The organism is Bacillus cereus group sp. BfR-BA-01311 (assembly GCF_022664295.1).
Taxonomy (GTDB): Bacteria; Bacillota; Bacilli; order Bacillales; family Bacillaceae_G; genus Bacillus_A; species Bacillus_A cereus.
Genome location: NZ_JAKUHC010000002.1, coordinates 532840 through 558837, shown reverse-complemented (window position 1 = coordinate 558837; position 25998 = coordinate 532840). Strand labels below are relative to the sequence as shown.

Here is a 25998-nt window from a genome sequence, read left to right as displayed (position 1 = left end):
AATGATTGTCCTTTTCTTGCCATAAAAAAATCCCCTCCAGATAAAACAGTATTGAGTCCATCATATCAGATGGACTCTTTTTTTACTGTCTACCTATAGGGGATAATACCAATGGGCTCTTTTTTATTTTTCTTTCTTATGTTCCTTATATTCATGTACTTTTTCTTTCACATTACCAACTGTATCTTTAGCAGTGCCTTTCACCTTATCCCATTTTCCTTCAGCTTGTAATTTCTTATTGTCAGTTACTTTCCCAACAACTTCTTTTACTTCACCTTTTACCTTATCAATGGCACCTTCTACTTTTTCTTTTAAACCATGATCATGTTTAGTCATACATTTCTCCTCCTTGTAGTTTGATTAGAATTCTCTTTTCATATTGCAAGTTGAATGATGTATCTAGTAATAGCGTAACAAATCTAGTTTGAATATTCAAATGATTAATAGGATAGAAAAGGAATTGTCATAAAATGTTTAAAAATGTAACGGAAGGAGAAATAAAGTAAATTATAATATGTCTTTTGCGGTCCATATTGATTTTGTATAAGCGATTTTCATGTGAGCACGTTCCATGTTATTTTGACTGCCGCTACCGAACCTTGCTTGTCCAACTATTAAAGTACAATTGGATTCAATAGCTTTCTTAATTCGTTTTTGAATTAATGCAGTATGACAGCCTTTACGCTGAAATTCTGGCAAAGTAGCAGAAGCAGCTAATGATGCGACACCCTTATTTATATACAGGACACCAATACCAGCAGGGATATTTTGAACTTCAGCTATGAAAAAATGCCACCCTGGTTCATTGTAAAGAATTTCATTATTTTGGCGCACGCTATCTTTTGTAAAGGATGGCATATTAAATCCACGTACATAAATGTCTGCAAAAATATCAAACTCATTTTCTTTTAGTTTTCGTATTGTAATATTAGAAGGAAGAAGTGATGAACCCTCTCTCGGTATACTATACAAAGCAGTATGGAAGCTAGATTGATAAAACCCTTTTTGAGATAAGTATTGAAATAATTCAGTTGTACCTTGTGCTGGGGTAATTTCAAAACGACAAGGGATTTGTAGTGATTCATAATAAGAAATGATTGCATCAATCGCATCTGCATTTGTAATACCTTTTACCGTATTAAAAGCTGGACCAGCAATTATTTTTGATGAAAAGGCAGTGGCGCTACCGAATTTTTTTATTTGCACTTGCATTGGGTTTCCGCTTATTGTTTGTAGTCTCTCTAATCTAGAAGAGAGCATATCAATTTCTGCATTTTCAATTTCTGTTGCTATATCGAGTGTCATAACAGTAGTCATAAAATTCCTCCGTTAATAAATATATTTCATAGTACATATACGATTTTTGTTTTGAGATTCCTGTTGAAATGTGAGAGAATAAGAGGTTTTTTGGAAGGGAAATGGAAGTGAGCTGTCGAAGGGAGTGGAAACAGATTAAAGGTGGTGCTCTCATGAAACAAAAAACCGTGCAGACATGCTCTAATTGTGGTTCTCAAAACATAGGAGAAGGTGAGTTTGTCGGATATGCACAAATACGGAAAAAGGAAACGATGTTCACATCTTCACCGGTGGATGCTTATATTTGTACAGATTGCGGGAATATCCTTCTATTAAAAGTACGACATTATGAAAAGTTTAAGCAGAAGCCGTTATGATCATTGAGAAATGGTCATATCCAACGTTGTATACGAAACGACTTATGTTAAGGAAAATGAATATGAGTGATAGTTTACATATATATGAGTATGCTACAGATAAAGAGATGACAACTTTTACTGTATGGGATGCTCATCGATCGTTATGTGACACATATAACTATGTAGAAGAAATTGTGGGGCAATATAATGAAGGGCAAGTAGCACCTCTTGGAATTGTATTAAAAGAGGAGAAAAAACTTATAGGCACGTGTGGATTTATAAAATATGATTTGGTCACACATACAGCAGAAATTGCATACGCCTTATCTCGAAAATATTGGGGAAGAGGATTAGCCACGGAGGCTGCATTAGCTTTTTTCTACTATGGTTTTCATGAGTTGCATCTTAATAGTATTGAAGCGGGATGTGATTCAGAAAATGAAGCATCTGAAAAATTAATGAAACGTTTGAATATGGAGTACAAATATACAATTCAGAAGGATATGTTTATTAAAGGTAAGAATCGCGATACAAAAAGATATTGTATATCTAGAGAAGGATATATGAATCAATGAAATATCTTACATTGAAAAACTCCTTTAAATGAATCAAGGAGTTTTTTTATTTTGATAACAATAAATCGGAGTTTATCTTTTTGTTCGTGTGTTAGGAGTATGGAAGATATATCGAATTTTAGTAGAAAATAAGGAATACAGTAATCGTTTTATTTTTAAACTGAAAAAGAAAGTAAGAAAAAAGGTAGATAGTTTATCGTTCTGAATTATTTCCAAAGAAATAATTCAGAAAATACAGAAAAATGTCGTAATCATTTGCGGAAGTCTGTTATAATAAACGAAAAAATGAAAACGCTTTAAAGGGGGATATAACCAATATGATGATGAATGTACCGCTAACAATTAGTTCTATGATGGAAAGAGCAGAAAAGTTATTTTCAAAGAAAGAAATTGTTTCTCGCACACATGATACCATTACGACATTAACGTATAAGCAGCTAGGAGAAAGGACGAGAAGACTTTCTAGTGCGTTAAAAAAGCTTGGGATTAAGGAAGGCGAACGTGTAGGAACGTTAGCGTGGAATCATCATCGACATGTGGAGGCGTATTTTGCTATTCCTGGTATTGCTTCCGTTTTACACACAATTAATATTCGTTTATCTCCTCAACATATTTCATACATTATTCAGCACGCAGAAGACCGAATTCTACTTATAGATGAAGATCTCGTACCGCTTGTTGAAAATATTCAATCACAATTATCAACTGTACAAGCTTACATTATTATGACTGATAAAGATGAACTCCCAAACACTACGCTGAAGCCTGTATATCATTATGAAAAGCTATTAGAAGAAGGCGATCCCAATTTCCAATTTGTAAAAGATATTGATGAAAATACACCAGCTGGTATGTGTTATACGTCAGCGACTACAGGAAATCCGAAAGGTGTTGTATATACGCATCGTAGTACTGTACTGCATTGCATGGCACTCGGTTTAGCGGATACAGCTGCTTTATCGGAAAGTGACGCGGCGATGGCAATTGTACCGATGTTCCATGTGAATGCTTGGGGACTTCCTTTCGCTGCTACTTGGTTTGGATCAAAACAAGTTCTTCCAGGACCGATGTTTACGCCGAAAATTTTATTAGAAATGATCCAATCTGAAAAAGTGACGTTAGCTGCCGGTGTGCCGACAATTTGGCTCGGTGTATTACAAGAGTTAGAAAATAATAGTTACGATTTATCTAGTATGACGAGAATACTATGCGGAGGTGCAGCGGCGCCGAAAAGTGTTATTAAAGCATTTGAACAGAAACATAATGTTCCGTTCATACATGCATATGGTATGACTGAAACGAGTCCACTCGTAACACTTGCACGTTTAAAAAGTTATGAAACGGAATTATCGTATGAAGAGCAACTAGAAATTCGCTCCAAACAAGGGTATCTTGTCCCTGGTGTAGAGATGAAAGTAGTCGGTACAAATGGTGAAGTGAAGTGGGACGGTACGGAGATGGGAGAACTATGTTTACGAGCACCTTGGATCGCTGAAAGCTATTATAACGATGATCGTACTGTCGAAGGTTTTCGCGATGGATGGTTATATACTGGTGATGTTGTCACAGTGGATGAGGAAGGTTGCGTGAAAATTGTTGACCGTACGAAGGATGTTATTAAAAGCGGGGGAGAATGGATTTCTTCGGTCGATCTTGAAAATGCTTTAATGGCACATGATGCTATATTTGAAGCGGCTGTCGTTGCAGTTCCTCACCCTCAGTGGCAAGAGCGACCAATTGCCTGCGTTGTTCAAAAGAAAAATAGTACGGTTACAAAAGAAGAAATATATGAGTTTTTAAAACCACAGTTTGCGAAGTGGTGGTTGCCAGACGATATTGTCTTTATGGAAGAAATACCGAAAACATCTGTTGGGAAGTTTTTAAAACAGGCGCTTCGGAAAGAACTGGAGCATTTGCATAGAGAGAAATAAGTGAACTTCTATTTGTAAACTCCAATACATTAATGGTTGACAAAAGAGGAGTGGAAAGATAATATAATTTTTGTAATATGTTACCTAAAATAAATTTTAAGTTTACAAATAGGAGAAGCAAATATGAATACAAAAAACTTAGTTTTTGTCGCTTTATTTAGTTCTATTATGGGAGTGTTAGGGTTAATACCTCCGATTGCTCTTTCTATTACACCAGTTCCAATTACATTGCAATCACTCGGTGTTATGCTTGCGGGTGGGTTGTTAGGATCACGTCTAGGTGCGTTAAGTCAGCTTATTTTCTTACTTATTGTAGGAGTTGGAGCACCATTGCTTGCTGGTGGACGCGGTGGCCTTGGTGTATTTGTTGGACCAAGTGCAGGATATTTACTTGGTTACATCATTGGGGCGTTTGTTATTGGTTATTTAATTGAGCGTTTACGTGAAGTTTCTATTATAAAAGTATTATGTATTAATATAATTGGTGGTATTTTCGTAGTTTATGTATTTGGTATTACTGTACAAGCGTTCTTAATGGATGTTTCTGTATGGGAGACAATGAAAGTGAGTGCTGTGTTTTTACCAGGGGATTGTATAAAAGCAATTATTGCGGCAGTTCTCGTAACAAAATTACATCGTTCATTGAAACATATTATTACGCCCGCTTTAAAGAATGGAAAATATACAAATGCGGGATGATAAAGGGAAGAAACACGTTAATTGCGTGTTTCTTTTTATTATTATTGTAAAGAAAGGACGTCTCATATGGGGATTACAAAAGAATATAAAAAGCATGCCTCTTTACAACCAAATAAAATAGCGATAAAGGAAAATGATAGAGTTTTAACATATAAAGAGTGGTTTGAATCAGTTTGTAAAGTAGCAAGCTGGTTAAATGAAAAAAAATCGAAGAATAAAACGATAGCAATCCTATTAGAAAATCGTATAGAGTTTTTACAACTATTTTCTGGTGCCGCTATGGCCGGGTGGGTTTGTGTTCCGTTAGATATAAAGTGGAAACAAGATGAGCTCAGAGAAAGAATTGAAATTAGTAATCCGGATATGATTGTGACAGAACGATATAAGGTGAATGATCTATTGGATGAAGAAGGAAGAGTAATTGAAATTGATGAGTGGAAAAGAATGATAGAGAAATATCTTCCTACATATTCCACTGTAGAAAGTGTACAACATGCTCCTTTTTATATGGGATTTACATCAGGATCAACAGGAACAGCAAAAGCATTTTTACGTGCACAGCAATCGTGGGTTCATAGTTTTGATTGTAATGTACATGACTTTCATATGAAAAGGGAGGATTCAATTTTAATAGCTGGGACGCTCGTTCATTCTCTTTTCTTATACGGGGCAATAAGTGCATTATATGTAGGACAAACAGTGCACATTATGAGAAAGTTCATTCCGAATCAAGTATTAGATAAGTTAGAAACTGAAAATATATCGGTTATGTATACAGTTCCGACAATGCTTGAATCTTTATATAAAGAAAATAGATTAATAGAAAATAAAATGAAAATTATTTCATCAGGAGCGAAATGGGAAGCTGAAGCGAAAGAAAAAATAAAGAATATATTTCCTTATGCGAAAAGATATGAATTTTATGGTGCATCAGAGTTAAGTTTTGTAACAGCACTAGTCGATGCAGAAAGCGAAAGAAGGCCAAATTCAGTAGGAAAACCTTGTCATAATGTGCAAGTTCGAATATGTAATGAAGCAGGCGAAGAAGTACAAAAAGGTGAAATAGGAACTGTTTATGTGAAAAGTGATCAGTTTTTTATGGGATACATAATAGATGGGGTTTTAACACGGGAGTTGAATGCAGAAGGTTGGATGACAGTGCGAGATGTAGGCTATGAAGATGAAGAAGGCTTTATATATATTGTTGGTAGAGAGAAGAATATGATTTTATTTGGAGGAATCAATATTTATCCAGAAGAAATAGAAAGTGTATTACATGAACACCCAGCTGTTGATGAAATAGTTGTAATTGGTGTGAAAGATAGTTACTGGGGTGAAAAGCCCGTCGCGATCGTAAAAGGAAGTGCTACGAAACAACAATTAAAGAGTTTTTGCTTACAGAGATTATCCTCTTTTAAAATACCGAAAGAATGGCATTTTGTAGATGGAATACCTTATACAAATAGTGGGAAAATCGCTCGTATGGAAGCAAAAAGTATGATTGAAAACCGGGAGAAAATATATGAATAGAGCAGTCATTGTAGAGGCGAAAAGAACACCTATTGGTAAGAAGAATGGGATGTTAAAAGAGTATGAAGTTCAGCAATTAACAACGCCGCTTCTTACGTTTTTAAGTAAAGGGATTGAGAGGGAAATAGATGATGTCATATTAGGTAATGTTGTTGGGCCAGGAGGGAATGTTGCGAGACTATCTGCTTTAGAGGCGGGACTTGGCTATCATATTCCTGGTGTAACGATTGATCGGCAATGTGGTGCTGGTTTAGAAGCAATTCGAACTGCGTGTCATCTCATTCAAGGCGGGGCAGGTAAGTGTTATATCGCCGGGGGAGTAGAGAGTACAAGTACGTCACCTTTTCAAAAAAGAGCACGATTTTCACCTGAAACAATTGGTGATCCTGACATGGGAGTAGCGGCTGAATATGTTGCGGAGCGTTATAATATAACGAGAGAAATGCAAGACGAGTATGCTTGTCTTAGTTATAAGCGGACACTGCAAGCGTTAGAAAAAGGATATATACATGATGAAATATTTTCTTTTAATGGATTATTAGATGAATCTATAAAGCCAGAAATGAATTATGGACGAATCATTAAAAGAACAAAGCCCGCATTTTTACAAAATGGAACAGTGACGGCAGGTAATTCATGTGGTGTAAATGATGGGGCATGTGCTGTTCTTGTAATGGAAGAGGGACAAGCTCGAAAGTTAGGTTATAAACCTGTCCTTCGTTTCGTTCGTAGTGCTGTAGTGGGAGTGAATCCCAAGCTTCCAGGGACTGGTCCGATATTTGCGGTGAACAAATTATTAAACGAAATGAATGTAAAAGTAGAGGACATCGATTATTTTGAAATAAATGAAGCATTCGCCTCAAAAGTTGTTGCTTGCGCAAAAGAGTTACAAATTCCGTACGAAAAAGTAAATGTAAATGGTGGAGCAATTGCGCTCGGTCATCCGTACGGTGCATCTGGTGCTATGCTTGTAACACGTTTGTTTTATCAGGCTCAAAGAGAGTCTATGAAATATGGAATTGCTACATTAGGAATTGGAGGCGGGATAGGGATGGCGCTATTATTTGAGAAAATAGAAGACTAGCGAGGTAACTAGTTTTCTACTTTTTGAGGAACATAAACATTACTACCAGGCTTCGCTTTCATTTCGTTCCAAGCAGCAATCGCATCAGCTTTTGCTTTCCCTTTATTATTTGGATCTTCGAAAAAGTCACGAGTAAAGCGATTGTATTCAAATTGTGCACCGATAGTTGTTTTGTATGTAGGGTCTTTTTTTCGTTCGTTTTCTTCATGCCAAAAAGCTATCGCGTCTTCATATGTTTTTCCAACATTCTCTTTGAAAAATTTTTGAAGAGCTACTGTAAAGCTGAAGTTTGTTCCGATTTTTTCTTTGAAAAAAGCACGAACATCTTCGCTACAGCGGTGATTGTTAGTAATAATCGTTTGAAGAGAAAGGTCTTTATAGGATAGGGAAGCTTTACTCACCTTTTGAACAGAGCTGTTTTTTAATATTTTACCAGTAGTTAAATAATGTGAGATACAATCGGTTATTTCGATCTTAGAGCCACTAGCTGGCAACCCATTCTCACGACAAAATGTTTGGAGTTCTGCTTTTAGCCAATAATAGTTTTGGAAATCTTCAATTGATATAGACTTTGTTAAAGGTGGACGCATGAATGTAACAACTACTTTCTTCCATAATTTTCTTCAATTATAAAACATATGTTCTTTTTATGGAAGGGTTAATTTGTAAATATAATGGGAAGAGGAGATTGCATATGGAAAATGTAATGCAAGTTCGTGTTACAGGAATTTTAATTGAAGATGAAAAGGTATTGCTAGTAAAGCAAAAAGTGGCTAATCGAAATTGGTCTTTACCTGGAGGAAGAGCAGAGAATGGCGAAACGTTAGAGGAAGCAATGATTCGAGAAATGAGAGAAGAGACAGGGTTAGAAGTTAACATTCAGAAGCTACTCTATGTTTGTGATAAACCAGATGCTCGCCCGTCTTTATTACATATAACGTTTTTGCTTAAAAGGATTGAAGGTGAAATTATGCTACCTTCTAACGAGTTTGATCATAATCCAATTCATGATGTGCAAATGGTGCCGATTAAAGATTTAAGTCATTATGGTTTTTCGGAAACTTTTATCAATCTTATAAGTGAAGGTTTTGTCAATGCAGGGAGTTATCAAGGTTTGAAACAAAATATAGGTCTGTAAATATAGGGGAAGGATAGCCGTTCGCTATCCTTCATAACATGTTTTAAACTGCTGACTGTAAAGAAGAAACAAGCTGATTTAAAAATTCATCTCCGCTCATAATTGCTTTCCCGCCACCGCGAGCACTCTTCTTATTTCCGCCACCTTTTCCTTCGATTGTAGGAAGAGCATCTTTTAAAAGAGCATTCATATCGAGCGATACTGATTTTCCGCAAGCGAGAATACATTGTAGTTTGTCATCATTTTCGATGACGAAATACGTAATTGCATGCTCTTGTTGTTCTGTAATAATAGCGGAAAGCTTTGCGATTTCTTGCATAGAACGATTTGTAAATACTTTAGAAATAAGTATGCCGGCATGAATTTTTATAGGTTGTAGAAGTAGTTCATTTGCCTCTGCAAATAATAATTTTTCATTCATTGTTTGTATTGCTTTTTCGTTTTCTTTTTGAGAAGTAAGCAGTTGCGCCACTTTTACTGGAATATCAGTTTCGCTACTGTTTAATTGTTTGGAGACATTTTTCATAATTTGTTGCTGTTGTCCCATTAATTTAAGTGTACGCCAACCAGCGATAAACGTTAAGCGTATACCACCTTTATTGCGCTCCCATCCTAGTACTTGAATAGGACCAACTTCACCAGTTCGTTTCGGATGCGTTCCACCACAGCCGTTGTAGTCAAAGTTTTCGATCATAACAACGCGTATATTTTCTGTCATAGTCGGTTCTTTACGAAGGGGCAACGTTTTCGCTTCTTCTAAGTTCATCCACTGGATGCGGATTGGATGGTTTTCAAAAACAATTTTGTTTGCAATTTTTATTGCTTTTTCAACCGTTTCTGCATGAAGATTTTCTGTTTCTAAATCAATCGTTACTGTTTCTTTACCAAGATGGAATCCAATTGTAGGCATGTTAAAATGGTCCCAAAAGGCAGCAGATAAAATGTGCTGAGCCGCATGTTGCTGCATATGATCAAAACGGCGCTCCCAATTGATTTTACCTTCTATGTCTTCTGTATGTAATTGTTCCGCAATGTAATGACGAATTTCTCCGTTTATCTCTTCTACATTGATTACATTGATATCATTTAATGTACCAGTATCATATGGTTGTCCGCCACCTGTCGGATAAAATGCTGTTTCACTCAAAACAACGTATAAGTTACCGTCTTTATCATAATCTTGCTTTATAATTTTAGTAGTAAAGTCTTGCTTATAAGCGTCAGTGTAATATAATTTGTGCTCCAATTTTCTTTCTCCTCTCGCATTAACTAGTTTCATTGTAAAGCAATTGAAATTAGTTTCCTAATATTTCAGAAGAAAGAAACTATTTTTAGAATTTTCTTGCTATAATAAGAAAAAGAAAATGCGGGGGTGGAATGAATATGTTATATGAAAACGGCGTAGATAAACTGCTTAGTTTAAGCAGAAATATTTCTGAATTATATCGAGAATTAAATGAAATGACCCGGATTTTAACGGATTGTAATCGAGAAAGTGTGAAGTTTGATCGGTTATATGTAAAAGAGGTAATGTGGAAGAAAGAAGATGTAATCGAGAAATATGACCAGTTACTTGTGCAACTTTGTATAAATGAATGCTTTGATCTAAAAAGTGTTATTACAGGGGAATATAAGTATACATATGAAGAAGTAGAAAATATCGTTTTACAATTTAATGAAAAGTATAATGTCGCAATTTTAATTAAAGATGTTTGTAAAGAATTACAGTTTACATATGGCATAGATATGGATATAACGAGAACAGCTCGAGTATCAACAGCTCAAGTATAAAAAGGGAAAAGAAAGCAGATCCTTTGCTTTCTTTTTTTATGTGATAACAGGGAGAGTAGGTTTTTAAGATGAAGGGGAAGTTACAAAATATTCATCCGTTAGGAATGACAATTATAATAGGGACTTTATTTGCGAGGTTCGCCACGTCAATGAGTATTCCTTTTTTAGCAATTTATTTAACGACTGTTAAAGGCGTATCAGCTGGAATGACGGGTGCTATTATTGGAACGAGTGCACTTGTTGGAGTGTTTGCTAGTTTTATCGGAGGGAATTTATCTGATCGATTCGGTCGAAATATGATTCTAATATGCTCCATGATCGTTTGGGTGTTTGTATTCATAGGATTTTCACTTGCAGATCATGTTTTAAGTTTCTTTTTATTAAATGCTTTAAATGGATTATGTAGGTCCTTTTTTGAACCGACGTCAAGAGCATTATTATCAGATTTAACGAAACCAGAGTATCGTTTACTCGTATATAATTTGCGTTACGGTGCAATCAATGTTGGAGTAGCGATTGGGCCACTTGTCGGATTACAGATTGGAAGCGCAAAATCAACAATTCCTTTTTTAGTAGCAGCTGGAGTATATATTCTATATACAGTTATACTAGCGTTCCAATTCAAGAAATATCCAGTGGAACAAAAGACAATCAATAAAGAAAAGCCTGTTACAATGCTAAATGCGCTGCGTATATTACGAAAGGATGTCGTATTTTTAGTTGCGTTAGTTGGTATTATTTTGAGTAATTGTGGTTTTTCTCACTTAACGACGACAGTATCACAATATTTTGCAAATGCACATATATTTGAGGATGGAGTGAAGCTATTCTCATATATGCTCGCTTTAAATGCAATTGTTGTAGTGATTATCCAATACCCTGTTATTCAAATGTGCAAAAAGTATACACCGTTAACATCAATTATGGTTGGGACTTTATTTGTGAGCGGGGGATTGTTTGGATTTGGAATAGTAGAATCTATGCTAGGTGCTGCCGTTTGTACAATTATTTTTACAATTGGAGAAGTCTTAATGTTTTCGATGACGGATGTATTTATTGATGATATTGCTGTTGCGCATCTAAAAGGAACATACTTCGGTGCGATGGGTTTTTCGGGAATTGGAGCAGTAATAGGTCCGTGGTTTGGAGGAGTACTTCTCGATTACTACGGGTACCAAAATGGGTTTGCAGTATTTTCAGCATTAGCTATATTTTCAACTGTGGCATTTCCTGTGCTTTTAGTTACAAAAGGTTTATCGAAAAAAAGATATGATAGAAATTCTAATATAGAAATACATGCGAAATAACATAAGCCCCAGTAACCAACTGGGGCTTAGTGTGTATTATATTAACTCTTAATTTGAAAAAAGAACTTTCTTTTCATGCTTATCAGCAACTTCATTTTTGGAAATATGAATGGCTAAATATCCATTTTCTAAGCAGGCTAGCATCTTCTTATAAATAATATTATCGGGTAAAGGAATGATCCGCTGTAAAGAAATATTTTTATGAAGTATGCAAATGTTTAGGCCTGTCTCCATCTTTTTAATGGCTACATTTTGTTCAGTTACATTTGGTACATCTGTTTCCAAAATGTATTCTTGTTCTGTTTCACAAAGGTCAATATGAATTTGATTTGGGAAACTAAAGTTGCTACAAGAATCAGAACAAAACTGATCCATCCATTCTTCGAAACCATCAACATGAAAAAGACAATCCTTCTTTTTCTTGCCCATGTAAGACACCCTCCGTAAAATCTCAATTCATACTATGTTATGCATGAATGAATTAGGGGTGAAGAATAAATGGAAAAATATAAACATTGTATGTGGAAAAGATAGCTAGTGTGCACTTTTTGTTTTACATGTCATGATGCGCATGATTTTTTTGGCGTGAATGGTTACGGTTTTTTACTTTATGAGATCCGCTTAATGGTTCAGGTTGTCCTTTTTTTTCTTTCGCTTCACGATTGTTTTTTCCCATTGTATGTGACACCTCCTCTTCCTCTTTAGAATGAGAGAAGTTTGCAAATTTATACGAGAATGTTTTTAGAAAAAAAGGTAAAGATAATTGGGACTAACTATTACAGAAAGGGGATTATATAATGCCATATCATAAAGATAAACAACAAGCGTTTCAAGCAGCTCAGCAAGGTGTTACACAAGCAGAAAATGCATTTAACAACATTGTAAAAAATGATCCAAACTACGGTCATGATTTAAAAGAATTACGCCAAGAGGTTCAGGAAGCGTATGAACAAATTCAAAATGCACTAGAAGTAGCTTCAGAAACACAACGCCCACAACTTGAGCAATACGAAAATAACCTTCAAAATATTATGCAGCATGTAGATCAATTAGAAAAGTAAATGAGGTTGTTGTGTATTCGACAACCTCATTACTTTAACGAACATTATGCTAAAACAGAAAATTTTTCTACTCGTTTTTTCTTTATTATGCGCATTACATATATTTCAAGTTGAAAAAGTGGAAGCGAAAATGTTGCTCAGAAAAGAGCTAGAACCAACTGGCTATGTAACATGGGAAGTACCTAATAATGAAAAGATTATTGCTATTACATTTGATGATGGACCGGATCCAACTTATACACCACAAATTTTAAATTTATTACGTCAATATAAAGCAGAAGCGACATTTTTTATGATTGGATTTCGGGTTCAGCGTAATCCATATTTAGTGAAACAAGTGTTAAAAGAGGGACATGAAATTGGAAATCATACGATGAATCATTTGTATGCGAGTAATTCATCAGATGAAAAATTAGAAAATGATATTTTAGATGGAAAGGAATTTTTCGAAAAATGGGTGAAAGAACCTTTGCTATTCCGTCCACCGGGTGGATATATTAACGATGCTGTATTTAAAACAGCGAAAGAAGCTGGTTATCAAACTGTTCTATGGTCGTGGCATCAAGATCCACGTGATTGGGCAAATCCAGGGGTTGAATCCATTGTAAATCATGTAGTGAAAAATGCAAAAAGTGGTGATATTGTATTGTTACATGATGGGGGAAATGATCGTAGTCAAACAGTAGCAGCGCTAGCAAAAATTTTACCTGAACTGAAAAAGCAGGGCTATCGATTTGTAACGGTTTCGGAATTGTTACGTTATAAACATTAGAAAAAATCCCAAAAGGTGAACGCTCCTTTTGGGATTTTTCGTTACTGGTTCTTTTTGCGTTTCTTATTATTTTGTCGTTCTGCAGCAGTTAAGTTTTCATTTGCAAACTCTTCGTTATAACCAGCACCTTGTCCTTGTGCAGATGCCGCATTCATTCCTGAAATAGTATGATTTGCTTTTCTTTTACCCATTTTATTTCACCTCTATAACTTTTTTTGTAAGTTGCATGATGAGCAGTTCATAGTATGTATGAACTGTAAAGAAAGCGCTAATAGAGCACTTTACTTTATGGTAATAGTATTCATAAGGAACATGAACACTATTCAAATTTAGAAACATAAAGAAAACTTATGATAATCTATAAGTTTCTTATTATTTACTTATTTAGAAAGTTGTAATAAGATATTATCGTAAGGTATTGAAAAGTTTGTCTACATTTTATATTCAGACAACTTAGTCACGTTTAACAGGGGGGAAACATAATGGTCAAACATAATCCATTTCAATCACGCGCAACTTTTGAAGTAGATGGAAAAACGTATCATTATTATGATTTGAAAGCGCTTGAAAACGCAGGGGTTGGCAACGTATCTCAATTACCATATTCCGTGAAAGTTTTACTTGAATCAGTACTTCGTCAAGTAGACGGACGTGTAATCACAGAAGAGCATGTTACAAATTTAGCGAAATGGGGAACGAAAGATGTGCAAGATATCGATGTTCCATTTAAACCATCTCGTGTAATTTTACAAGATTTCACTGGTGTTCCAGCTGTTGTTGATTTGGCTTCGCTTCGTAAAGCAATGGCAGACATGGGTGGGGATCCTGATAAAATTAATCCGGAAATTACTGTAGACCTTGTAATCGATCACTCTGTACAGGTTGATAGAGCGGGTACGGCAGACGCGCTTGCATTCAACATGGACTTAGAGTTTAAACGTAATGAAGAACGTTATAAATTTTTAAGCTGGGCACAAAAATCATTTGATAACTACCGCGCAGTTCCACCAGCTACAGGTATTGTACACCAAGTAAACCTTGAATATTTAGCACCAGTTGTTCACGCGGTGAAAAATGCTGAAGGTGACTTAGTTGCATACCCAGATTCATTAGTTGGAACAGACTCACATACAACAATGATTAACGGTATCGGCGTTCTTGGTTGGGGCGTTGGTGGTATTGAAGCAGAAGCAGGAATGCTTGGACAGCCTTCATACTTCCCAGTACCTGAAGTAATCGGTGTAAAATTAACTGGTACACTTCCAAGTGGTACTACAGCAACTGACGTTGCATTAAAAGTAACACAAGTATTACGTCAAAAAGGTGTAGTTGGTAAATTCGTTGAGTTCTTCGGTAATGGACTAAAGAGCATGCCTTTAGCTGACCGTGCAACAATTTCAAACATGGCACCAGAATATGGCGCAACTTGTGGATTCTTCCCAATCGATGATATTTCATTAGAATACTTACGTTTAACAGGTAGAGATGAAGAACAAATTCGCGTTGTTGAAGAATACTGTAAAGCGAACGGCTTATTCTATACAGCAGACAGCAAAGATCCAATTTACACTGATCTTGTTGAAATTGATTTAAATACAATTGAATCTAACCTTTCTGGACCGAAACGCCCACAAGATTTAATTCCACTTTCAGATATGAAAGATGCGTTCCACAAAGCTGTTGTAGCACCAGTTGGAACACAAGGACTTGGATTTAATGAGCAAGAGTTCGATAAAGAAGTGAAGGTTACATTAGAAGATAAAGAAGTAACGATGAAAACAGGTGCAATTGCAATCGCAGCAATTACAAGCTGTACAAATACATCAAACCCATACGTATTAATTGGAGCAGGTCTAGTTGCGAAGAAAGCAATTGAAAAAGGACTTGTAGTACCTGAGTACGTAAAAACATCATTAGCACCGGGATCTAAAGTTGTTACTGAGTACTTAGATAAATCAGGTTTAACAACATATTTAGACCAATTAGGTTTCCAAACAGTTGGTTACGGCTGTACGACTTGTATCGGTAACTCTGGTCCATTAGCGCCAGAATTAGAAGAAGCAATCGCAGCAAACGACTTATTAGTAACATCTGTTTTATCTGGTAACCGTAACTTTGAAGGTCGTATTCATCCACTTGTAAAAGCGAACTACTTAGCATCACCACCACTTGTTGTGGCATATGCACTTGCAGGTACTGTTGATATTGACCTGAAAAATGATGAAATCGGTAAAGATGCAAATGGTAATGCTGTTTACTTCAACGATATTTGGCCATCAGCTAAAGAAATTGAAGATGTAGTTCAAAGCGTTGTTACATCTGAGCTGTTCAAGAAAGAATATGCACAAGTATTTAATAGCAATGAGCGTTGGAATGAAATCCAAACTTCAAACGAAGCTTTATATACTTGGGATAATGATTCAACATACATTCAAAACCCACCATTCTTTGAAGGTTTATCTAAAGAACCAGGTGAAGTTGAAACGTTATCAGGCTTACGCGTAGTTGGTAAATTTGGTGACTCTGTAACGACAGACCACATTTCACCAGCAGGTTCAATCGGTAAGCACACACCAGCTGGACGCTACTTATTAGAAAACGGGGTACAACCAGTTGACTTTAACTCTTACGGTTCTCGTCGTGGTAACCATGAAGTTATGATGCGTGGTACATTCGCGAACATCCGTATTAAAAACCAAATTGCACCAGGAACAGAAGGCGGATATACAACATACTGGCCGACTGGTGAAGTAACATCAATCTATGATGCTGCTATGAAATATAAAGAAGATGGCACAGGTCTTCTAGTTGTTGCTGGTAAAGATTATGGTATGGGAAGTTCTCGTGACTGGGCTGCGAAAGGTACTAACTTATTAGGTATTAAAGCAGTAATCGCAGAAAGCTTCGAACGTATTCACCGCAGTAACTTAGTGTTAATGGGTGTATTACCACTTCAATTTAAAGATGGCGAAAGTGCTGAAACGTTAGGTCTTGTTGGTAACGAGTCATTTGAAATTCAAATCGACAAATCAGTTAGACCACGTGATCTTGTAAAAGTAGTTGCAACTGATTTAGATGGCAACGAAAAACAATTTGAAGTAGTAGCTCGTTTCGATAGTGAAGTTGAAATTGATTACTACCGTCACGGTGGTATTCTGCAAATGGTTCTTCGTGAGAAAATTGAAGAGTCAAAAGTGTCAAACTAAATAATTGAAATGAACGAGAAGGAAGCTAACAACTGTTAGCTTCCTTATTTTATGGAAAGGGATGAAACCATTTGGTTTCATCCCTTTCTTTTTACTATAAAAATGGAGGAAACGTCATGACAGAGTATAAAAGAATATTGTTGCCGTTACGACAAGAGAAAATATTAGTAATAGCAGCTGTATGTAGTGGGATAATTGCTGCCATTTTAAATTTATCACGCCCAATTTTCATGGGATTAATTGTAGACAATCTTATTCAAAGAGAGCTAAAAGGTGCGTATTTATATATAGCTTTGTTTGCGGGTAGTCGCTTTTTAATGTGGGCGAACAATCTTTTATTTGATTATATAAGTTCAAAAGCGAGTCAACGTATATTACAAACGAAACGTATAGAATTATTGCGTCACTATTTCTCATTACCGTTTGAAGAGAGTGAGAAGATTAAGCAAGGAGAGTTAGAAACTTTGGTCGTGTCTGATATTCCGAACTGGGTCAGGTTATATGGCTCTATATTAATAGAATATATACATGCCATTGCGCAATTTATAGGTGCGTTCATAGCACTACAACATATAGATATACAGTTCATATTGTGGATAACTCCGTTTTTATTTTTAAGTGCAACGGTTCCGATGTTGTTTGGGGAAAAGGTAAGAAATATCGCAAGCGTTGCTCAAAAAAATCACTCAAGTGTTGTAGAGATGGTGTCACAGTTTGTAAAGGGAATACAAGATTTGCGGAGTTTACAAAAAGAAAAATGGGCAATTCGCTTATTTAAAAGAGTAACGGCACAATCGTATAAAACAGAAGTAAAGAAGACGATGATGCAACATTGTATTGGAGTAGTTGGAACGGTGATTGAAACAGGAGCATATATCCTTGTTCTCATTATAGGTGCACAAAAAATAATGAGGGGAGAAATAGAAGTTGGTTCACTCATTGCAGTGTTAGCGACAATTGAGATGCTCTTTTTCCCTGTCCGTTATGTAGGCGATTTATTAATAATGACACAAGTTGCAGTCGCTTCGGCAAATAGAGTTTTTTCCTTTTTAGATAAAAGAGTGGCAGATAGTAATGTAGAAAGAGCGATGGGGATGATAATAACAAATGTTTCATTTCAGGAGAGTGAAGAAGAGAAATGTAGAATTAATAATATTGATTTGCAAATTAATCCTGGTGAATTCGTTATCATTGTGGGAGAAAGTGGTGCAGGAAAAACAACGCTTTTAAAGTTAATAACAGGCTTGTATACACCATCTAACGGTAGCATTGCTTATTATGGTAATGAAGCTCGTATGACTACAGTGTGGCAAGAACCACGTTTTTTCCGAACGACGGTAACAGAGAATATGTATTTCGGGGAAGAGGGTTTAGAAAATCAGTTAGAAAAAAATAGTGAACTTATAAATGCAACGCCGATTATTAGAGGGTTGCCTGTGCTACATAAAAGCGGTGAAGAGTTTTCAGGAGGCGAAAAAAAACGTCTTGCATTATTACGAGCAATTGGTTCAAATCCGAATCTTATTATTTTAGATGAACCGACTGCGGGGTTAGATCCGAGTAATCAAGAAACTGTTTGGAATATGATTGAAGGACTAGGAAGAGATGTAACGAGAATTGTGGCAACACATGATGTAGAGAAAGTGATACTAGCGGATCGTGTTGTCATAATGAGAGAAGGAAGTATTGTTGCATGTGGAAGTCCTGAAAAATTAATAAATAGTCATTCATTTTGAAAGAGATGTGAATAAAGATAAGAGCAGTGACCTTATCTTTATTCAACATCATTTATTTGATATTGGATAGATTCTGAATGATTTAGATCTACGTTAAAAGTAGCAGTCATAAGGAAAGTTGCAATTCCAAGGATTAAGAAAAGGACGAATGAGACTAGAGAGATGTAAAGACAAATACGCCCTACTTTCTTTTTTTCAAGATCGTTACTAAAGAGTGAAATGATCCATGTAATAATACCGATTGGGTATAAAAGAAAACTAAGAATATATAATGTTATTTTTTCGAATGAATTCATAAAAAATCCCCCTTTGTTGAAGTTTATATAACTACGAAAGTAAAAAGGTGAATGGGCCCATAAGAAGATAAACAACACTTCATCTGTTTTTCTAATCATATGATAAAAAGGAAAAGATTACACTTCAAATGAGAATATTCTAATTATTTCGACTCTGAATATTTCCAAGCTTGTCCGTATAAGCTAAAATAAGGTATATAGTATTTTGATGAATGTGTTAAAAGAAGATAATACGTTAGGGTGATATAAAATGTGGCGGAAGCTTACGATTATTGTAGTGTTACTTTGTTTAGCGGGATATGCAGCTTATGAACAGTTTGGTAATAAAGAGCAGGCGGTAAAAGTGAAGCAAGAAAAAAGTGAAGCTGCGATGAAAGAGATTATCGCAAGGAATGGTATTGAAATAGGGAAGAGTGCGCCAGACTTCGAATTAACGAAGTTAGATGGAACGAATGTAAAGCTATCAGATTTAAAAGGAAAGAAAGTGATTTTAAACTTTTGGGCAACGTGGTGTGGACCTTGCCAACAAGAAATGCCGGATATGGAGGCTTTCTATAAAGAACATAAAGAAAACGTAGAAATTTTAGCAATCAACTATACGCCTTCAGAAAAAGGTGGGGGGGCAGAAAAGGTAAGCAATTTTGCTAAAGAAAAAGGAATTACTTTTCCTATTTTATTGGACAAGAACATTGATGTGACAACAGCGTATAAAGTAATTACGATTCCAACTTCGTATTTTATAGATACAAAAGGTATCATTCAAGATAAGTTTATTGGGCCGATGACGCAAAAAGAGATGGAGAAAAGGGTTGCTAAATTAAAATAATGGTGAAAAGGTAGAGGTGGAGAGTTCCCATTTCTGCCTTTTCTTTTTCAAGTAGTAATAACTTCATGATATGATGTAAGAAATATAATCGTTTAGAGATAAAGGAGTGTATGGAGTGGGGAATGTATCCTTACCGTTAGATTATGTTGTAATTGATTTTGAAACAACAGGATTTAACCCTTATAATGATAAAATTATTCAAGTTGCAGCGGTGAAATATCGTAATCATGAACTCGTAGATCAATTTGTTTCATACGTGAATCCAGAGCGGCCAATTCCGGACCGAATAACGAGTTTAACCGGTATTACCAATTATCGTGTTTCAGATGCACCGACGATTGAAGAGGTATTACCTTTATTTTTAGCATTTTTACATACAAATGTTATTGTGGCCCATAATGCTTCTTTTGATATGCGCTTTTTGAAAAGTAATGTAAATATGCTTGGGTTGCCTGAACCTAAAAATAAAGTAATTGATACTGTATTTTTAGCGAAGAAATACATGAAGCATGCGCCTAATCATAAACTTGAAACGTTAAAGCGAATGCTTGGAATTCGTTTAAGCTCTCATAATGCATTTGACGATTGCATTACGTGTGCTGCTGTTTATCAAAAGTGTGCAGCTATTGAAGAAGAAGGGAAACGAAAAGTAAATAAGGTTATGCTTGATGAAACTGCGGTATATGAAGCGGTGAAAGAAATACTTGCATGTAATAAACGTAATGTAGAATGGCTACGTTGTATGAACGTAGGAAGTTATTTAGATATAAAAGCTTTTTATCCAGTTATGAGAGTAAAGGTAAAAGGGCGAAAGAAATATGTATTAACAGAGATATTAGAAGAAGATGTGAAAGAAATATGTACAAGCTTAAAATGTGAACCAGCGTTAAAAAGTGAAGTTGGTAATACGAGAATTATGCTTAATAGCTTAGAGGATGTTATGAGATTAGAAAGTTATATTTTAGAGCAGTATGATTTTGTATTACAGGCGCTTCATGATTATAAAGAAAATGAAATGAATGCAGATGAAAAGTTGAAAGAGTATTTAAATATTATGGTATAAAAAACTCCGTGTGCAATATATTGTACACGGAGTTTTTTTAGGAGTACTAAAACATAAAATTTTCTTACAAATCTGATTAAAGAGTTTTTCGTTTGCTCATACTATGTAATAAGAAAGCGAAGGAGAGAGGGTGAACAACATGAGAAGAAGTCGCCGTAAATCGTTTGAAGAACTTGTAAATGAAAATAAACAACAATTATTAAGCGATCGTGATGCAATTGATCGCATTGAAGAGCGCATTGAAAAACGTTATGAAATGAAACTTTTTAAGCAAGCTGAATAATTCTTAACACTAGTACGATACTAGTGTTAAGGAGGCGATAGTAATGGGTAATCCGAAAAAAAATTCAAAAGACTTTGCACCAAATCATATTGGAACACAATCGAAAAAAGCTGGTGGAAATAAAGGAAAGCAAATGCAAGATCAAACAGGTAAACAACCGATTGTTGATAATGGTTAAAGAAAAGGAGAATATTACATTCTCCTTTTTTATGTATAAATTTGAGGAAAGATAGGTAATTTAAGATGGTGTGTATATACAATATTAGGAGGGAAGTACATGCCAAATCCAGATAATCGAAGTGACAACGCTGAAAAGTTACAAGAAATGGTGCAAAATACAGTTGATAACTTTAATGAAGCAAAAGAAACAGCGGAACTTTCTAATGAAAAAGATCGTGCTGCTATTGAAGCAAAAAATCAAAGACGTTTAGAAAGTATTGACTCATTAAAAAGTGAAATCAAAGATGAATCTTAACAAAATGTACAAAAAGGGCTGACTTTTGTCAGCCCTTTTTCGTAATCGTAAAATTTTCAACGAGTAAACGCCAATTTTGTGGGAATGGTAAACCGATTTTCCAGTAACTAATACCACCTATACCTTGTTCTTTCATTAAATTGAATTTACTTTGAACAGACCGTGAATCTTCAAACCAAACTTCGTGTTGCACGCCGTTTTCATCAAAATAATTAAAATGAGGAGCTTGGGCTGTGAAATCATAACGAATAGGGACATTATATTTACGAGCTAGTGCAACAGCTGCGACAGAGCTAATTGCTTTTGCGAGTGGATTTCCTTGTTTAAATGGAAGCTTCCAATCAAACCCGTATAAATTTTGCCCCATCATAATTTTTTGGGGAGGCATTTGAGATTTTGCATATTGAAGTACTTCTTTCACCGGACCGATAGGAGAAATTGCCATCGGTGGCCCGCCCTGCCATCCCCAGTCATATGTCATAATGACGACGAAATCAACAATTTGCCCTTGCGCTTTATAATCGTGAGCTTCGAAAAATTTTCCCTTTTGATTTGAACTTGTTTTCGGTACGAGAGTTGTGCTCAATGTGTACCCGCTAGGTAAGCGTGTTTTTACATTTCGTAAAAAACGATTATACGCTTCGCGGTCTTCAGGTGCTACACTCTCGAAATCGAAATGAATGTCTCGCATGCCATATTTCTCAGCTGTTTGCAAAATGTTTGTAATAAATTTGTTTTGAATCGTTGCGTCGCGTAAAATAACCGATGTTAGATCGGCACTGAAATTACCATTTTCAATATTTGTAATAACGAGCATAGGGATTGTTTTACCCTGCGTTGCAATATTAGCGATTTTAGCTGTTTCAGTAGGTTCTTTTAATGTGCCATCTCTTTTTGCCTCAAAACTAAAATAAGCTAAGTATGTTAAAAATGGATTGATGGCACGTGTAGCATTAACTAAACTCTCTTTAATCGGTATAGTGGAAGGTTGTAAATAAGCGATGGATTCTACAGCTCGTTTTGTACCTTTTGGTACGTATAATTGTTGTCCGACATGGAGAATAGATTTTAAAGATAAATTATTCACTTTAGCTAAACTAGCGAGGGGGACATTATATGTTTGAGAAATTCGATATAGGCTGTCACCAGGCTGTACATAATAATTATTCCCTTTCGTATTAACGATAAGTGCCTGACCAACCACGAGCGTTTCAGCTGGATTTAATCCATTGTCTTTTACTATTTCGTCAGGTGTTGATCCATATTTTGATGCCAAGCTATATACGCTATCACCACTACGAACAGTTACAATTTGAATCATATGCTGGCTCCTTTCAGTAAAAGATTCACTGTTTTTATTTTATTTTTGATTCCGCTGTATTATGATTAAATGTATGCAAGGTAGCAGAAGTGAAAGAAGGGAAGAAACAGTTAGTGTATATCTACAAAAATATATAATTAGTGATAAAATATTTGTAGATGAAAAATTGTCGCCGGAGTAAAGTAGTTTCATGGGATGAAAAATATGAAAGTATATTCAATTGGTGATTTTGCAAAAAAAGGCAGGTAGGATAGAACAAACTAGTTGCCATCTTCAAGGGAAAATAAGCTAAGAAGAGGGTTAAGGGGTTGCTGGAAAATGATGCTTGCGAAGAAAGTGAGAATCAAGCCGAATAAAGAACAAGAATTGCAACTTTGGAAATCTGTTGGTACGGCAAGATGGGCTTATAATTGGACACTGGCGAAGCAAGAAGAGAATTACAAGAATGGCGGGAAGTTCATATCAGACGTTTTTTTACGGAAAGAATTAACTGTATTAAAGCAGACTGAAGAATATGCTTGGTTGTACGATGTTTCAAATAATATAGCCAAACAAGCGATTAAAGATGCTTGTGAAGCATATAAGCGATTTTTCAAGGGACTGGCTGATAAACCACGATTCAAAAGCAGAAGGAAAGCAAAACTCTCTTTTTACAATGATAATGTCAAGTTAAAAGTAAAAGAAAAACAAGTTTTGATTGAGAAAGTTGGTTGGGTAAAAACATCCGAAAAGTTACCTGTAGGGGTTAAGTACTCTAATCCACGCGTTAGCTTTGACGGTAAGTATTGGTATTTGTCTGTCGGTATTGAACAGGAGTTTACAAAAGAGAAGTTAACGGCTGTTTCGTTAGGAATAGATATTGGAATCAAAGAATTAGCATATTGTTCTGATGGGCAGAGGAAGAACAATATCAACAAAACAAAAATGGTAAGACAGGTAGAGAAACGCCTTCGTAGGTTGCAACGTCAAGTTTCTCGTAAATATGAAATGAATAAGGAGGGAAACCGTTTTGTCAAAACAAGCAACATTATAAAAATCGAGAAAGAGATACGACAACTACATAGAAGGTTATCAAATATCAGAAAGAATCATCTTCATCAATCCACGAGCGAAATTGTGAAAACCAAGCCATTTCGCATTGTGATGGAGACGTTGCATATGAAAGGTCTGATGAAGAATAGATACCTAGCTAAAGCGATTGCGAAGCAGTGTTTATATGAGTTCAAAAGACAAATTCAATACAAGTGTGAAAAATATGGTATTGAATTTGTAGAAGCTGATACATGGTATCCTTCTTCAAAAATGTGTTCCAGTTGTGGAAGCATTAACAAAGAACTAAAACTTTCTGATCGTGTATACAAATGCGCTTGTGGTCACGAAATGGATAGGGATTTAAATGCGGCTATCAATTTGTCACGGTATGAATTAGCCAGTTAACATCTAAAAAAGTTACGGCTAATATGTAGGATTCGTTGTATCCGAATTTACGCCCTCGGAGTGTTACATCAAACGAAAGTAGCTTCTGTGAAATCGGACACGTAGAACAGGGAAATAAACAAAATTTATAGATTTTTATAAGTTTATGGCAACGGCGAATATACATATGTTTGTAGCAGAACATGAAGTTGAAATCCGTTATGCGGAAACAGATCAAATGGGTGTTGTTTACCATTCAAACTACTTAGTGTGGCTTGAGTTAGGTCGCACGAAACTTATACAAGATTTAGGTTTTTCATATGTTGAAATGGAGAAAGAAGGAATTATTTCTCCTGTGTTAGATTTACAAATTTCATACCGTAAAGCGATGCGTTACGGAGAAAAAGCAATCGTAAAAACATGGGTAGATACTGTGAGCCCACTTCGCGTTGTATATGGATATGAAATATATAATGGTGATGGTGAACTTTGTATTACTGCAAGTACGACGAATATTTGTGCGAAAAAAGAAGGGTTCCGCCCTGTATCATTTAAAAAGTTATATCCTGAGTGGTATGCGAAATATGAGGAAATTAAGAAAAAATAAAAAAGCGTGGCAGAAGCCACGTTTTTTTATTTTTCATAATTAAATTGTGGGAAGTCGTCACCTTCGTTAAGTGTAACAGATAAATTATGTCCATCGAAGAACCATTCATCATCGCCTTCAATAAAGAAGTTAATACCTTCTTCTTGAATTTGAACAGCAGGATGTGCAGGGTCATCTTTACGAATACCTAAAGAAAGTCCTTTTTGCACAGTACTGCAACCACCGTATTGTACGAAAAAGCGTAGTGTTTCATTTGATTGTAAGTTTAATTCATTTTTATACCATTGTGCTGCTTCTTTTGTTACGGAAAGATTCATGTATAGTTCCTCCAAATTATGTTGCTTTTTCTTTAGTATAAAAAATAACGCAAAAAGACGCTATTAATATGCTTCACGTTTTCTTTTTGCGTTATGTGGGTTACGATCTTATTTTTGCTTTTTTGAAAAGTTTGCTTTTGGTTCAGTTTTATTTATAATTCGTCCGATATTTGCACGGTGTTTATAAATAACCATACCTGCTAATAAACACATCGCAATAATGAAGATTTTATCCCCGCTAACAATGGATGCAATAACAGCAACAACTGCTGTTACCATAGAAGAAAGTGATACGTATCTTGTTGTAAATAAAAGGGTGAAAAATACAACAGCCAATATTGCAAAAACAACTGGTGAATAGCATAATAGCACCCCAGCAGAAGTTGCAACTGCTTTACCACCGCGGAATTTCGCGAAGATTGGATAGACATGTCCAAGAACAGCCGCTAACCCGAACCATAGTGGATGAATATCTAATCCGAAAATCATTGGTAGACTTGTTGCTAATGTCCCTTTTAAAATGTCAGCAATTGTAACGGTAAAACCTGCTTTTTTCCCTAATGTGCGGAATGTGTTTGTTCCGCCTAGATTACCGCTCCCGTGCTCACGAATATCGATTCCGTAGCCGATTTTTCCAACAACTAGTGCAAATGGAATCGAGCCAAGTAAGTAGGCAACGATAAATAAAAGATATGTAGTAACCATAAGTTCAGTCTCCTTTATTCAAATGTGTTGATAAAGGGTAAAAAGAGTTTTTCCCGTATATTGTACCATATATTTGTAAAGAGCACATTTCTTTTTTGTAAATGAAAAATTCATTATTTCGTGAAAAAAATTTCACAGTAATGTTACATTTCTCACAGAAACAGTAAGACTATATGTAGTAACATTTTAATCAAAAGATAACAA

The 25998-nt window shown here is 35.5% G+C and carries 31 protein-coding genes and 1 pseudogene; 21 read left to right on the top strand and 11 right to left on the bottom strand.

Annotated features, from left to right (window positions below):
- Window positions 1-123: 123 nt before the first annotated feature.
- Together MR136_RS07945 and MR136_RS07940 are read right to left on the bottom strand one after the other, a co-directional pair.
- Window positions 124-336, bottom strand: coding sequence for a CsbD family protein (locus MR136_RS07945; protein ID WP_000160410.1), 213 nt, complete (start codon window positions 334-336; stop codon window positions 124-126).
- A 171-nt stretch (window positions 337-507) separates the two neighbouring features.
- Window positions 508-1317, bottom strand: coding sequence for a GNAT family N-acetyltransferase (locus MR136_RS07940; protein ID WP_061457598.1), 810 nt, complete (start codon window positions 1315-1317; stop codon window positions 508-510).
- Window positions 1318-1469: 152 nt separating this feature from the next.
- Here MR136_RS07940 and MR136_RS07935 point away from each other — a divergent pair, with 152 nt between their 5' ends.
- From MR136_RS07935 to MR136_RS07905, 7 genes and pseudogenes are all read left to right on the top strand, one after another.
- Window positions 1470-1673, top strand: a complete 204-nt coding sequence (locus MR136_RS07935) for a hypothetical protein (protein WP_000810948.1) — start codon at window positions 1470-1472, stop codon at window positions 1671-1673.
- Window positions 1670-2230 carry a GNAT family N-acetyltransferase gene (locus MR136_RS07930; protein WP_000582845.1) on the top strand — a complete coding sequence of 187 codons (561 nt, stop codon included), beginning with the start codon at window positions 1670-1672 and terminating at the stop codon, window positions 2228-2230. Before MR136_RS07935 ends, MR136_RS07930 begins: the two co-directional genes overlap by 4 nt.
- Window positions 2231-2294: 64 nt before the next feature.
- Window positions 2295-2435, top strand: a pseudogene (locus tag MR136_RS07925) (helix-turn-helix domain-containing protein); the annotation flags it as partial.
- A 112-nt stretch (window positions 2436-2547) separates the two neighbouring features.
- Window positions 2548-4161, top strand: coding sequence for a long-chain fatty acid--CoA ligase (locus MR136_RS07920; RefSeq protein WP_000980172.1), 1614 nt, complete (start codon window positions 2548-2550; stop codon window positions 4159-4161).
- Between the two features lie 123 nt (window positions 4162-4284).
- A complete protein-coding gene (locus MR136_RS07915; protein WP_001093334.1) occupies window positions 4285-4860 on the top strand; it encodes a biotin transporter BioY in 576 nt (191 codons plus the stop codon).
- 66 nt (window positions 4861-4926) lie between these two features.
- On the top strand, window positions 4927-6390 hold the full coding sequence (locus MR136_RS07910) for an acyl-CoA synthetase (protein WP_061457596.1): 1464 nt from the start codon (window positions 4927-4929) through the stop codon (window positions 6388-6390).
- Window positions 6383-7474 (top strand): acetyl-CoA C-acyltransferase, encoded by a 1092-nt coding sequence (locus MR136_RS07905; protein WP_017673173.1) that lies wholly within the window; start codon window positions 6383-6385, stop codon window positions 7472-7474. The genes MR136_RS07910 and MR136_RS07905 overlap by 8 nt, the downstream gene beginning before the upstream one ends.
- Window positions 7475-7482: 8 nt before the next feature.
- On the opposite strand, the gene MR136_RS07900 is transcribed toward MR136_RS07905, so the two are convergent.
- The gene (locus tag MR136_RS07900) at window positions 7483-8064 is read right to left on the bottom strand and encodes a DUF6434 domain-containing protein (RefSeq protein ID WP_001247728.1); all 582 of its coding nucleotides are present in this window, start codon (window positions 8062-8064) and stop codon (window positions 7483-7485) included.
- 104 nt (window positions 8065-8168) lie between these two features.
- Here MR136_RS07900 and MR136_RS07895 point away from each other — a divergent pair, with 104 nt between their 5' ends.
- Window positions 8169-8612: an NUDIX hydrolase gene (locus tag MR136_RS07895; protein WP_000432568.1), complete on the top strand. Its 444-nt coding sequence runs from the start codon at window positions 8169-8171 to the stop codon at window positions 8610-8612.
- Between the two features lie 43 nt (window positions 8613-8655).
- On the opposite strand, the gene MR136_RS07890 is transcribed toward MR136_RS07895, so the two are convergent.
- On the bottom strand, window positions 8656-9858 hold the full coding sequence (locus MR136_RS07890; RefSeq protein WP_017673171.1) for a serine-tRNA(Ala) deacylase AlaX: 1203 nt from the start codon (window positions 9856-9858) through the stop codon (window positions 8656-8658).
- Window positions 9859-9995: 137 nt separating this feature from the next.
- On the opposite strand from MR136_RS07890, the gene MR136_RS07885 reads away from it, so the two are divergent.
- Both MR136_RS07885 and MR136_RS07880 read left to right on the top strand, forming a co-directional pair.
- Window positions 9996-10403, top strand: a complete 408-nt coding sequence (locus MR136_RS07885) for a hypothetical protein (protein ID WP_000965152.1) — start codon at window positions 9996-9998, stop codon at window positions 10401-10403.
- Window positions 10404-10471: 68 nt separating this feature from the next.
- The gene (locus tag MR136_RS07880; protein WP_000676833.1) at window positions 10472-11710 is read left to right on the top strand and encodes an MDR family MFS transporter; all 1239 of its coding nucleotides are present in this window, start codon (window positions 10472-10474) and stop codon (window positions 11708-11710) included.
- Window positions 11711-11758: 48 nt separating this feature from the next.
- On the opposite strand, the gene MR136_RS07875 is transcribed toward MR136_RS07880, so the two are convergent.
- Window positions 11759-12139 carry an Hsp20/alpha crystallin family protein gene (locus tag MR136_RS07875; RefSeq protein WP_000516740.1) on the bottom strand — a complete coding sequence of 127 codons (381 nt, stop codon included), beginning with the start codon at window positions 12137-12139 and terminating at the stop codon, window positions 11759-11761.
- Between the two features lie 124 nt (window positions 12140-12263).
- On the bottom strand, window positions 12264-12386 hold the full coding sequence (locus MR136_RS07870; protein ID WP_000517650.1) for a small acid-soluble spore protein P: 123 nt from the start codon (window positions 12384-12386) through the stop codon (window positions 12264-12266).
- A 121-nt stretch (window positions 12387-12507) separates the two neighbouring features.
- On the opposite strand from MR136_RS07870, the gene MR136_RS07865 reads away from it, so the two are divergent.
- Complete coding sequence (locus MR136_RS07865; protein WP_001146294.1) at window positions 12508-12771, top strand: hypothetical protein; 264 nt, start codon at window positions 12508-12510, stop codon at window positions 12769-12771.
- Between the two features lie 46 nt (window positions 12772-12817).
- Window positions 12818-13543 (top strand): polysaccharide deacetylase family sporulation protein PdaB, encoded by a 726-nt coding sequence (pdaB, locus tag MR136_RS07860; RefSeq protein ID WP_004406622.1) that lies wholly within the window; start codon window positions 12818-12820, stop codon window positions 13541-13543.
- 41 nt (window positions 13544-13584) lie between these two features.
- On the opposite strand, the gene sspO is transcribed toward pdaB, so the two are convergent.
- The gene (gene sspO, locus MR136_RS07855; protein WP_000518051.1) at window positions 13585-13734 is read right to left on the bottom strand and encodes an acid-soluble spore protein SspO; all 150 of its coding nucleotides are present in this window, start codon (window positions 13732-13734) and stop codon (window positions 13585-13587) included.
- A 291-nt stretch (window positions 13735-14025) separates the two neighbouring features.
- Here sspO and acnA point away from each other — a divergent pair, with 291 nt between their 5' ends.
- Window positions 14026-16749, top strand: coding sequence for an aconitate hydratase AcnA (gene acnA, locus MR136_RS07850; protein WP_000238564.1), 2724 nt, complete (start codon window positions 14026-14028; stop codon window positions 16747-16749).
- Window positions 16750-16865: 116 nt separating this feature from the next.
- The gene (locus MR136_RS07845) at window positions 16866-18485 is read left to right on the top strand and encodes an ABC transporter ATP-binding protein (protein WP_061457592.1); all 1620 of its coding nucleotides are present in this window, start codon (window positions 16866-16868) and stop codon (window positions 18483-18485) included.
- Between the two features lie 38 nt (window positions 18486-18523).
- Here MR136_RS07845 and MR136_RS07840 read toward each other — a convergent pair whose 3' ends face one another.
- Window positions 18524-18781: a hypothetical protein gene (locus tag MR136_RS07840; RefSeq protein WP_001083876.1), complete on the bottom strand. Its 258-nt coding sequence runs from the start codon at window positions 18779-18781 to the stop codon at window positions 18524-18526.
- Between the two features lie 250 nt (window positions 18782-19031).
- Between MR136_RS07840 and MR136_RS07835 the strand changes: the two genes are divergently transcribed.
- From MR136_RS07835 to tlp, 5 genes are all read left to right on the top strand, one after another.
- Entirely contained in the window at window positions 19032-19607 is a 576-nt protein-coding gene (locus MR136_RS07835) for a redoxin domain-containing protein (RefSeq protein WP_017673170.1), read from the top strand.
- 115 nt (window positions 19608-19722) lie between these two features.
- Complete coding sequence (locus MR136_RS07830; protein WP_061457590.1) at window positions 19723-20670, top strand: 3'-5' exonuclease; 948 nt, start codon at window positions 19723-19725, stop codon at window positions 20668-20670.
- A 139-nt stretch (window positions 20671-20809) separates the two neighbouring features.
- Entirely contained in the window at window positions 20810-20953 is a 144-nt protein-coding gene (locus MR136_RS07825) for an FbpB family small basic protein (RefSeq protein ID WP_001254699.1), read from the top strand.
- 43 nt (window positions 20954-20996) lie between these two features.
- On the top strand, window positions 20997-21131 hold the full coding sequence (gene sspN, locus MR136_RS07820; RefSeq protein WP_000527987.1) for an acid-soluble spore protein SspN: 135 nt from the start codon (window positions 20997-20999) through the stop codon (window positions 21129-21131).
- 99 nt (window positions 21132-21230) lie between these two features.
- A complete protein-coding gene (tlp, locus tag MR136_RS07815; RefSeq protein ID WP_001133511.1) occupies window positions 21231-21428 on the top strand; it encodes a small acid-soluble spore protein Tlp in 198 nt (65 codons plus the stop codon).
- 28 nt (window positions 21429-21456) lie between these two features.
- Here the strand turns inward: tlp and MR136_RS07810 are convergent, their stop codons facing one another.
- Window positions 21457-22749 (bottom strand): glycoside hydrolase family 18 protein, encoded by a 1293-nt coding sequence (locus MR136_RS07810; protein WP_061457586.1) that lies wholly within the window; start codon window positions 22747-22749, stop codon window positions 21457-21459.
- Between the two features lie 318 nt (window positions 22750-23067).
- Between MR136_RS07810 and MR136_RS07805 the strand changes: the two genes are divergently transcribed.
- Together MR136_RS07805 and MR136_RS07800 are read left to right on the top strand one after the other, a co-directional pair.
- Window positions 23068-24186, top strand: a complete 1119-nt coding sequence (locus tag MR136_RS07805) for an RNA-guided endonuclease InsQ/TnpB family protein (RefSeq protein ID WP_017673169.1) — start codon at window positions 23068-23070, stop codon at window positions 24184-24186.
- Window positions 24187-24352: 166 nt separating this feature from the next.
- The gene (locus tag MR136_RS07800; protein ID WP_000495812.1) at window positions 24353-24772 is read left to right on the top strand and encodes an acyl-CoA thioesterase; all 420 of its coding nucleotides are present in this window, start codon (window positions 24353-24355) and stop codon (window positions 24770-24772) included.
- A gap of 26 nt (window positions 24773-24798) precedes the next feature.
- On the opposite strand, the gene MR136_RS07795 is transcribed toward MR136_RS07800, so the two are convergent.
- Complete coding sequence (locus tag MR136_RS07795) at window positions 24799-25089, bottom strand: HesB/YadR/YfhF family protein (protein ID WP_001054453.1); 291 nt, start codon at window positions 25087-25089, stop codon at window positions 24799-24801.
- 108 nt (window positions 25090-25197) lie between these two features.
- Entirely contained in the window at window positions 25198-25794 is a 597-nt protein-coding gene (plsY, locus tag MR136_RS07790; RefSeq protein ID WP_000258974.1) for a glycerol-3-phosphate 1-O-acyltransferase PlsY, read from the bottom strand.
- Window positions 25795-25998 lie beyond the last annotated feature (204 nt).

Bases quoted from the DNA above. Each gene is read 5' to 3' on its own strand.
- MR136_RS07945 (WP_000160410.1), bottom strand. From the start codon at position 336: ATGACTAAACATGATCATGGTTTAAAAGAAAAAGTAGAAGGTGCCATT.
- MR136_RS07940 (WP_061457598.1), bottom strand. From the start codon at position 1,317: ATGACTACTGTTATGACACTCGATATAGCAACAGAAATTGAAAATGCA.
- MR136_RS07935 (WP_000810948.1), top strand. From the start codon at position 1,470: ATGAAACAAAAAACCGTGCAGACATGCTCTAATTGTGGTTCTCAAAAC.
- MR136_RS07930 (WP_000582845.1), top strand. From the start codon at position 1,670: ATGATCATTGAGAAATGGTCATATCCAACGTTGTATACGAAACGACTT.
- MR136_RS07920 (WP_000980172.1), top strand. From the start codon at position 2,548: ATGATGATGAATGTACCGCTAACAATTAGTTCTATGATGGAAAGAGCA.
- MR136_RS07915 (WP_001093334.1), top strand. From the start codon at position 4,285: ATGAATACAAAAAACTTAGTTTTTGTCGCTTTATTTAGTTCTATTATG.
- MR136_RS07910 (WP_061457596.1), top strand. From the start codon at position 4,927: ATGGGGATTACAAAAGAATATAAAAAGCATGCCTCTTTACAACCAAAT.
- MR136_RS07905 (WP_017673173.1), top strand. From the start codon at position 6,383: ATGAATAGAGCAGTCATTGTAGAGGCGAAAAGAACACCTATTGGTAAG.
- MR136_RS07900 (WP_001247728.1), bottom strand. From the start codon at position 8,064: ATGCGTCCACCTTTAACAAAGTCTATATCAATTGAAGATTTCCAAAAC.
- MR136_RS07895 (WP_000432568.1), top strand. From the start codon at position 8,169: ATGGAAAATGTAATGCAAGTTCGTGTTACAGGAATTTTAATTGAAGAT.
- MR136_RS07885 (WP_000965152.1), top strand. From the start codon at position 9,996: ATGTTATATGAAAACGGCGTAGATAAACTGCTTAGTTTAAGCAGAAAT.
- MR136_RS07880 (WP_000676833.1), top strand. From the start codon at position 10,472: ATGAAGGGGAAGTTACAAAATATTCATCCGTTAGGAATGACAATTATA.
- MR136_RS07875 (WP_000516740.1), bottom strand. From the start codon at position 12,139: ATGGGCAAGAAAAAGAAGGATTGTCTTTTTCATGTTGATGGTTTCGAA.
- MR136_RS07870 (WP_000517650.1), bottom strand. From the start codon at position 12,386: ATGGGAAAAAACAATCGTGAAGCGAAAGAAAAAAAAGGACAACCTGAA.
- MR136_RS07865 (WP_001146294.1), top strand. From the start codon at position 12,508: ATGCCATATCATAAAGATAAACAACAAGCGTTTCAAGCAGCTCAGCAA.
- pdaB (WP_004406622.1), top strand. From the start codon at position 12,818: ATGCTAAAACAGAAAATTTTTCTACTCGTTTTTTCTTTATTATGCGCA.
- sspO (WP_000518051.1), bottom strand. From the start codon at position 13,734: ATGGGTAAAAGAAAAGCAAATCATACTATTTCAGGAATGAATGCGGCA.
- acnA (WP_000238564.1), top strand. From the start codon at position 14,026: ATGGTCAAACATAATCCATTTCAATCACGCGCAACTTTTGAAGTAGAT.
- MR136_RS07845 (WP_061457592.1), top strand. From the start codon at position 16,866: ATGACAGAGTATAAAAGAATATTGTTGCCGTTACGACAAGAGAAAATA.
- MR136_RS07840 (WP_001083876.1), bottom strand. From the start codon at position 18,781: ATGAATTCATTCGAAAAAATAACATTATATATTCTTAGTTTTCTTTTA.
- MR136_RS07835 (WP_017673170.1), top strand. From the start codon at position 19,032: ATGTGGCGGAAGCTTACGATTATTGTAGTGTTACTTTGTTTAGCGGGA.
- MR136_RS07825 (WP_001254699.1), top strand. From the start codon at position 20,810: ATGAGAAGAAGTCGCCGTAAATCGTTTGAAGAACTTGTAAATGAAAAT.
- sspN (WP_000527987.1), top strand. From the start codon at position 20,997: ATGGGTAATCCGAAAAAAAATTCAAAAGACTTTGCACCAAATCATATT.
- tlp (WP_001133511.1), top strand. From the start codon at position 21,231: ATGCCAAATCCAGATAATCGAAGTGACAACGCTGAAAAGTTACAAGAA.
- MR136_RS07810 (WP_061457586.1), bottom strand. From the start codon at position 22,749: ATGATTCAAATTGTAACTGTTCGTAGTGGTGATAGCGTATATAGCTTG.
- MR136_RS07805 (WP_017673169.1), top strand. From the start codon at position 23,068: ATGATGCTTGCGAAGAAAGTGAGAATCAAGCCGAATAAAGAACAAGAA.
- MR136_RS07800 (WP_000495812.1), top strand. From the start codon at position 24,353: ATGTTTGTAGCAGAACATGAAGTTGAAATCCGTTATGCGGAAACAGAT.
- MR136_RS07795 (WP_001054453.1), bottom strand. From the start codon at position 25,089: ATGAATCTTTCCGTAACAAAAGAAGCAGCACAATGGTATAAAAATGAA.
- plsY (WP_000258974.1), bottom strand. From the start codon at position 25,794: ATGGTTACTACATATCTTTTATTTATCGTTGCCTACTTACTTGGCTCG.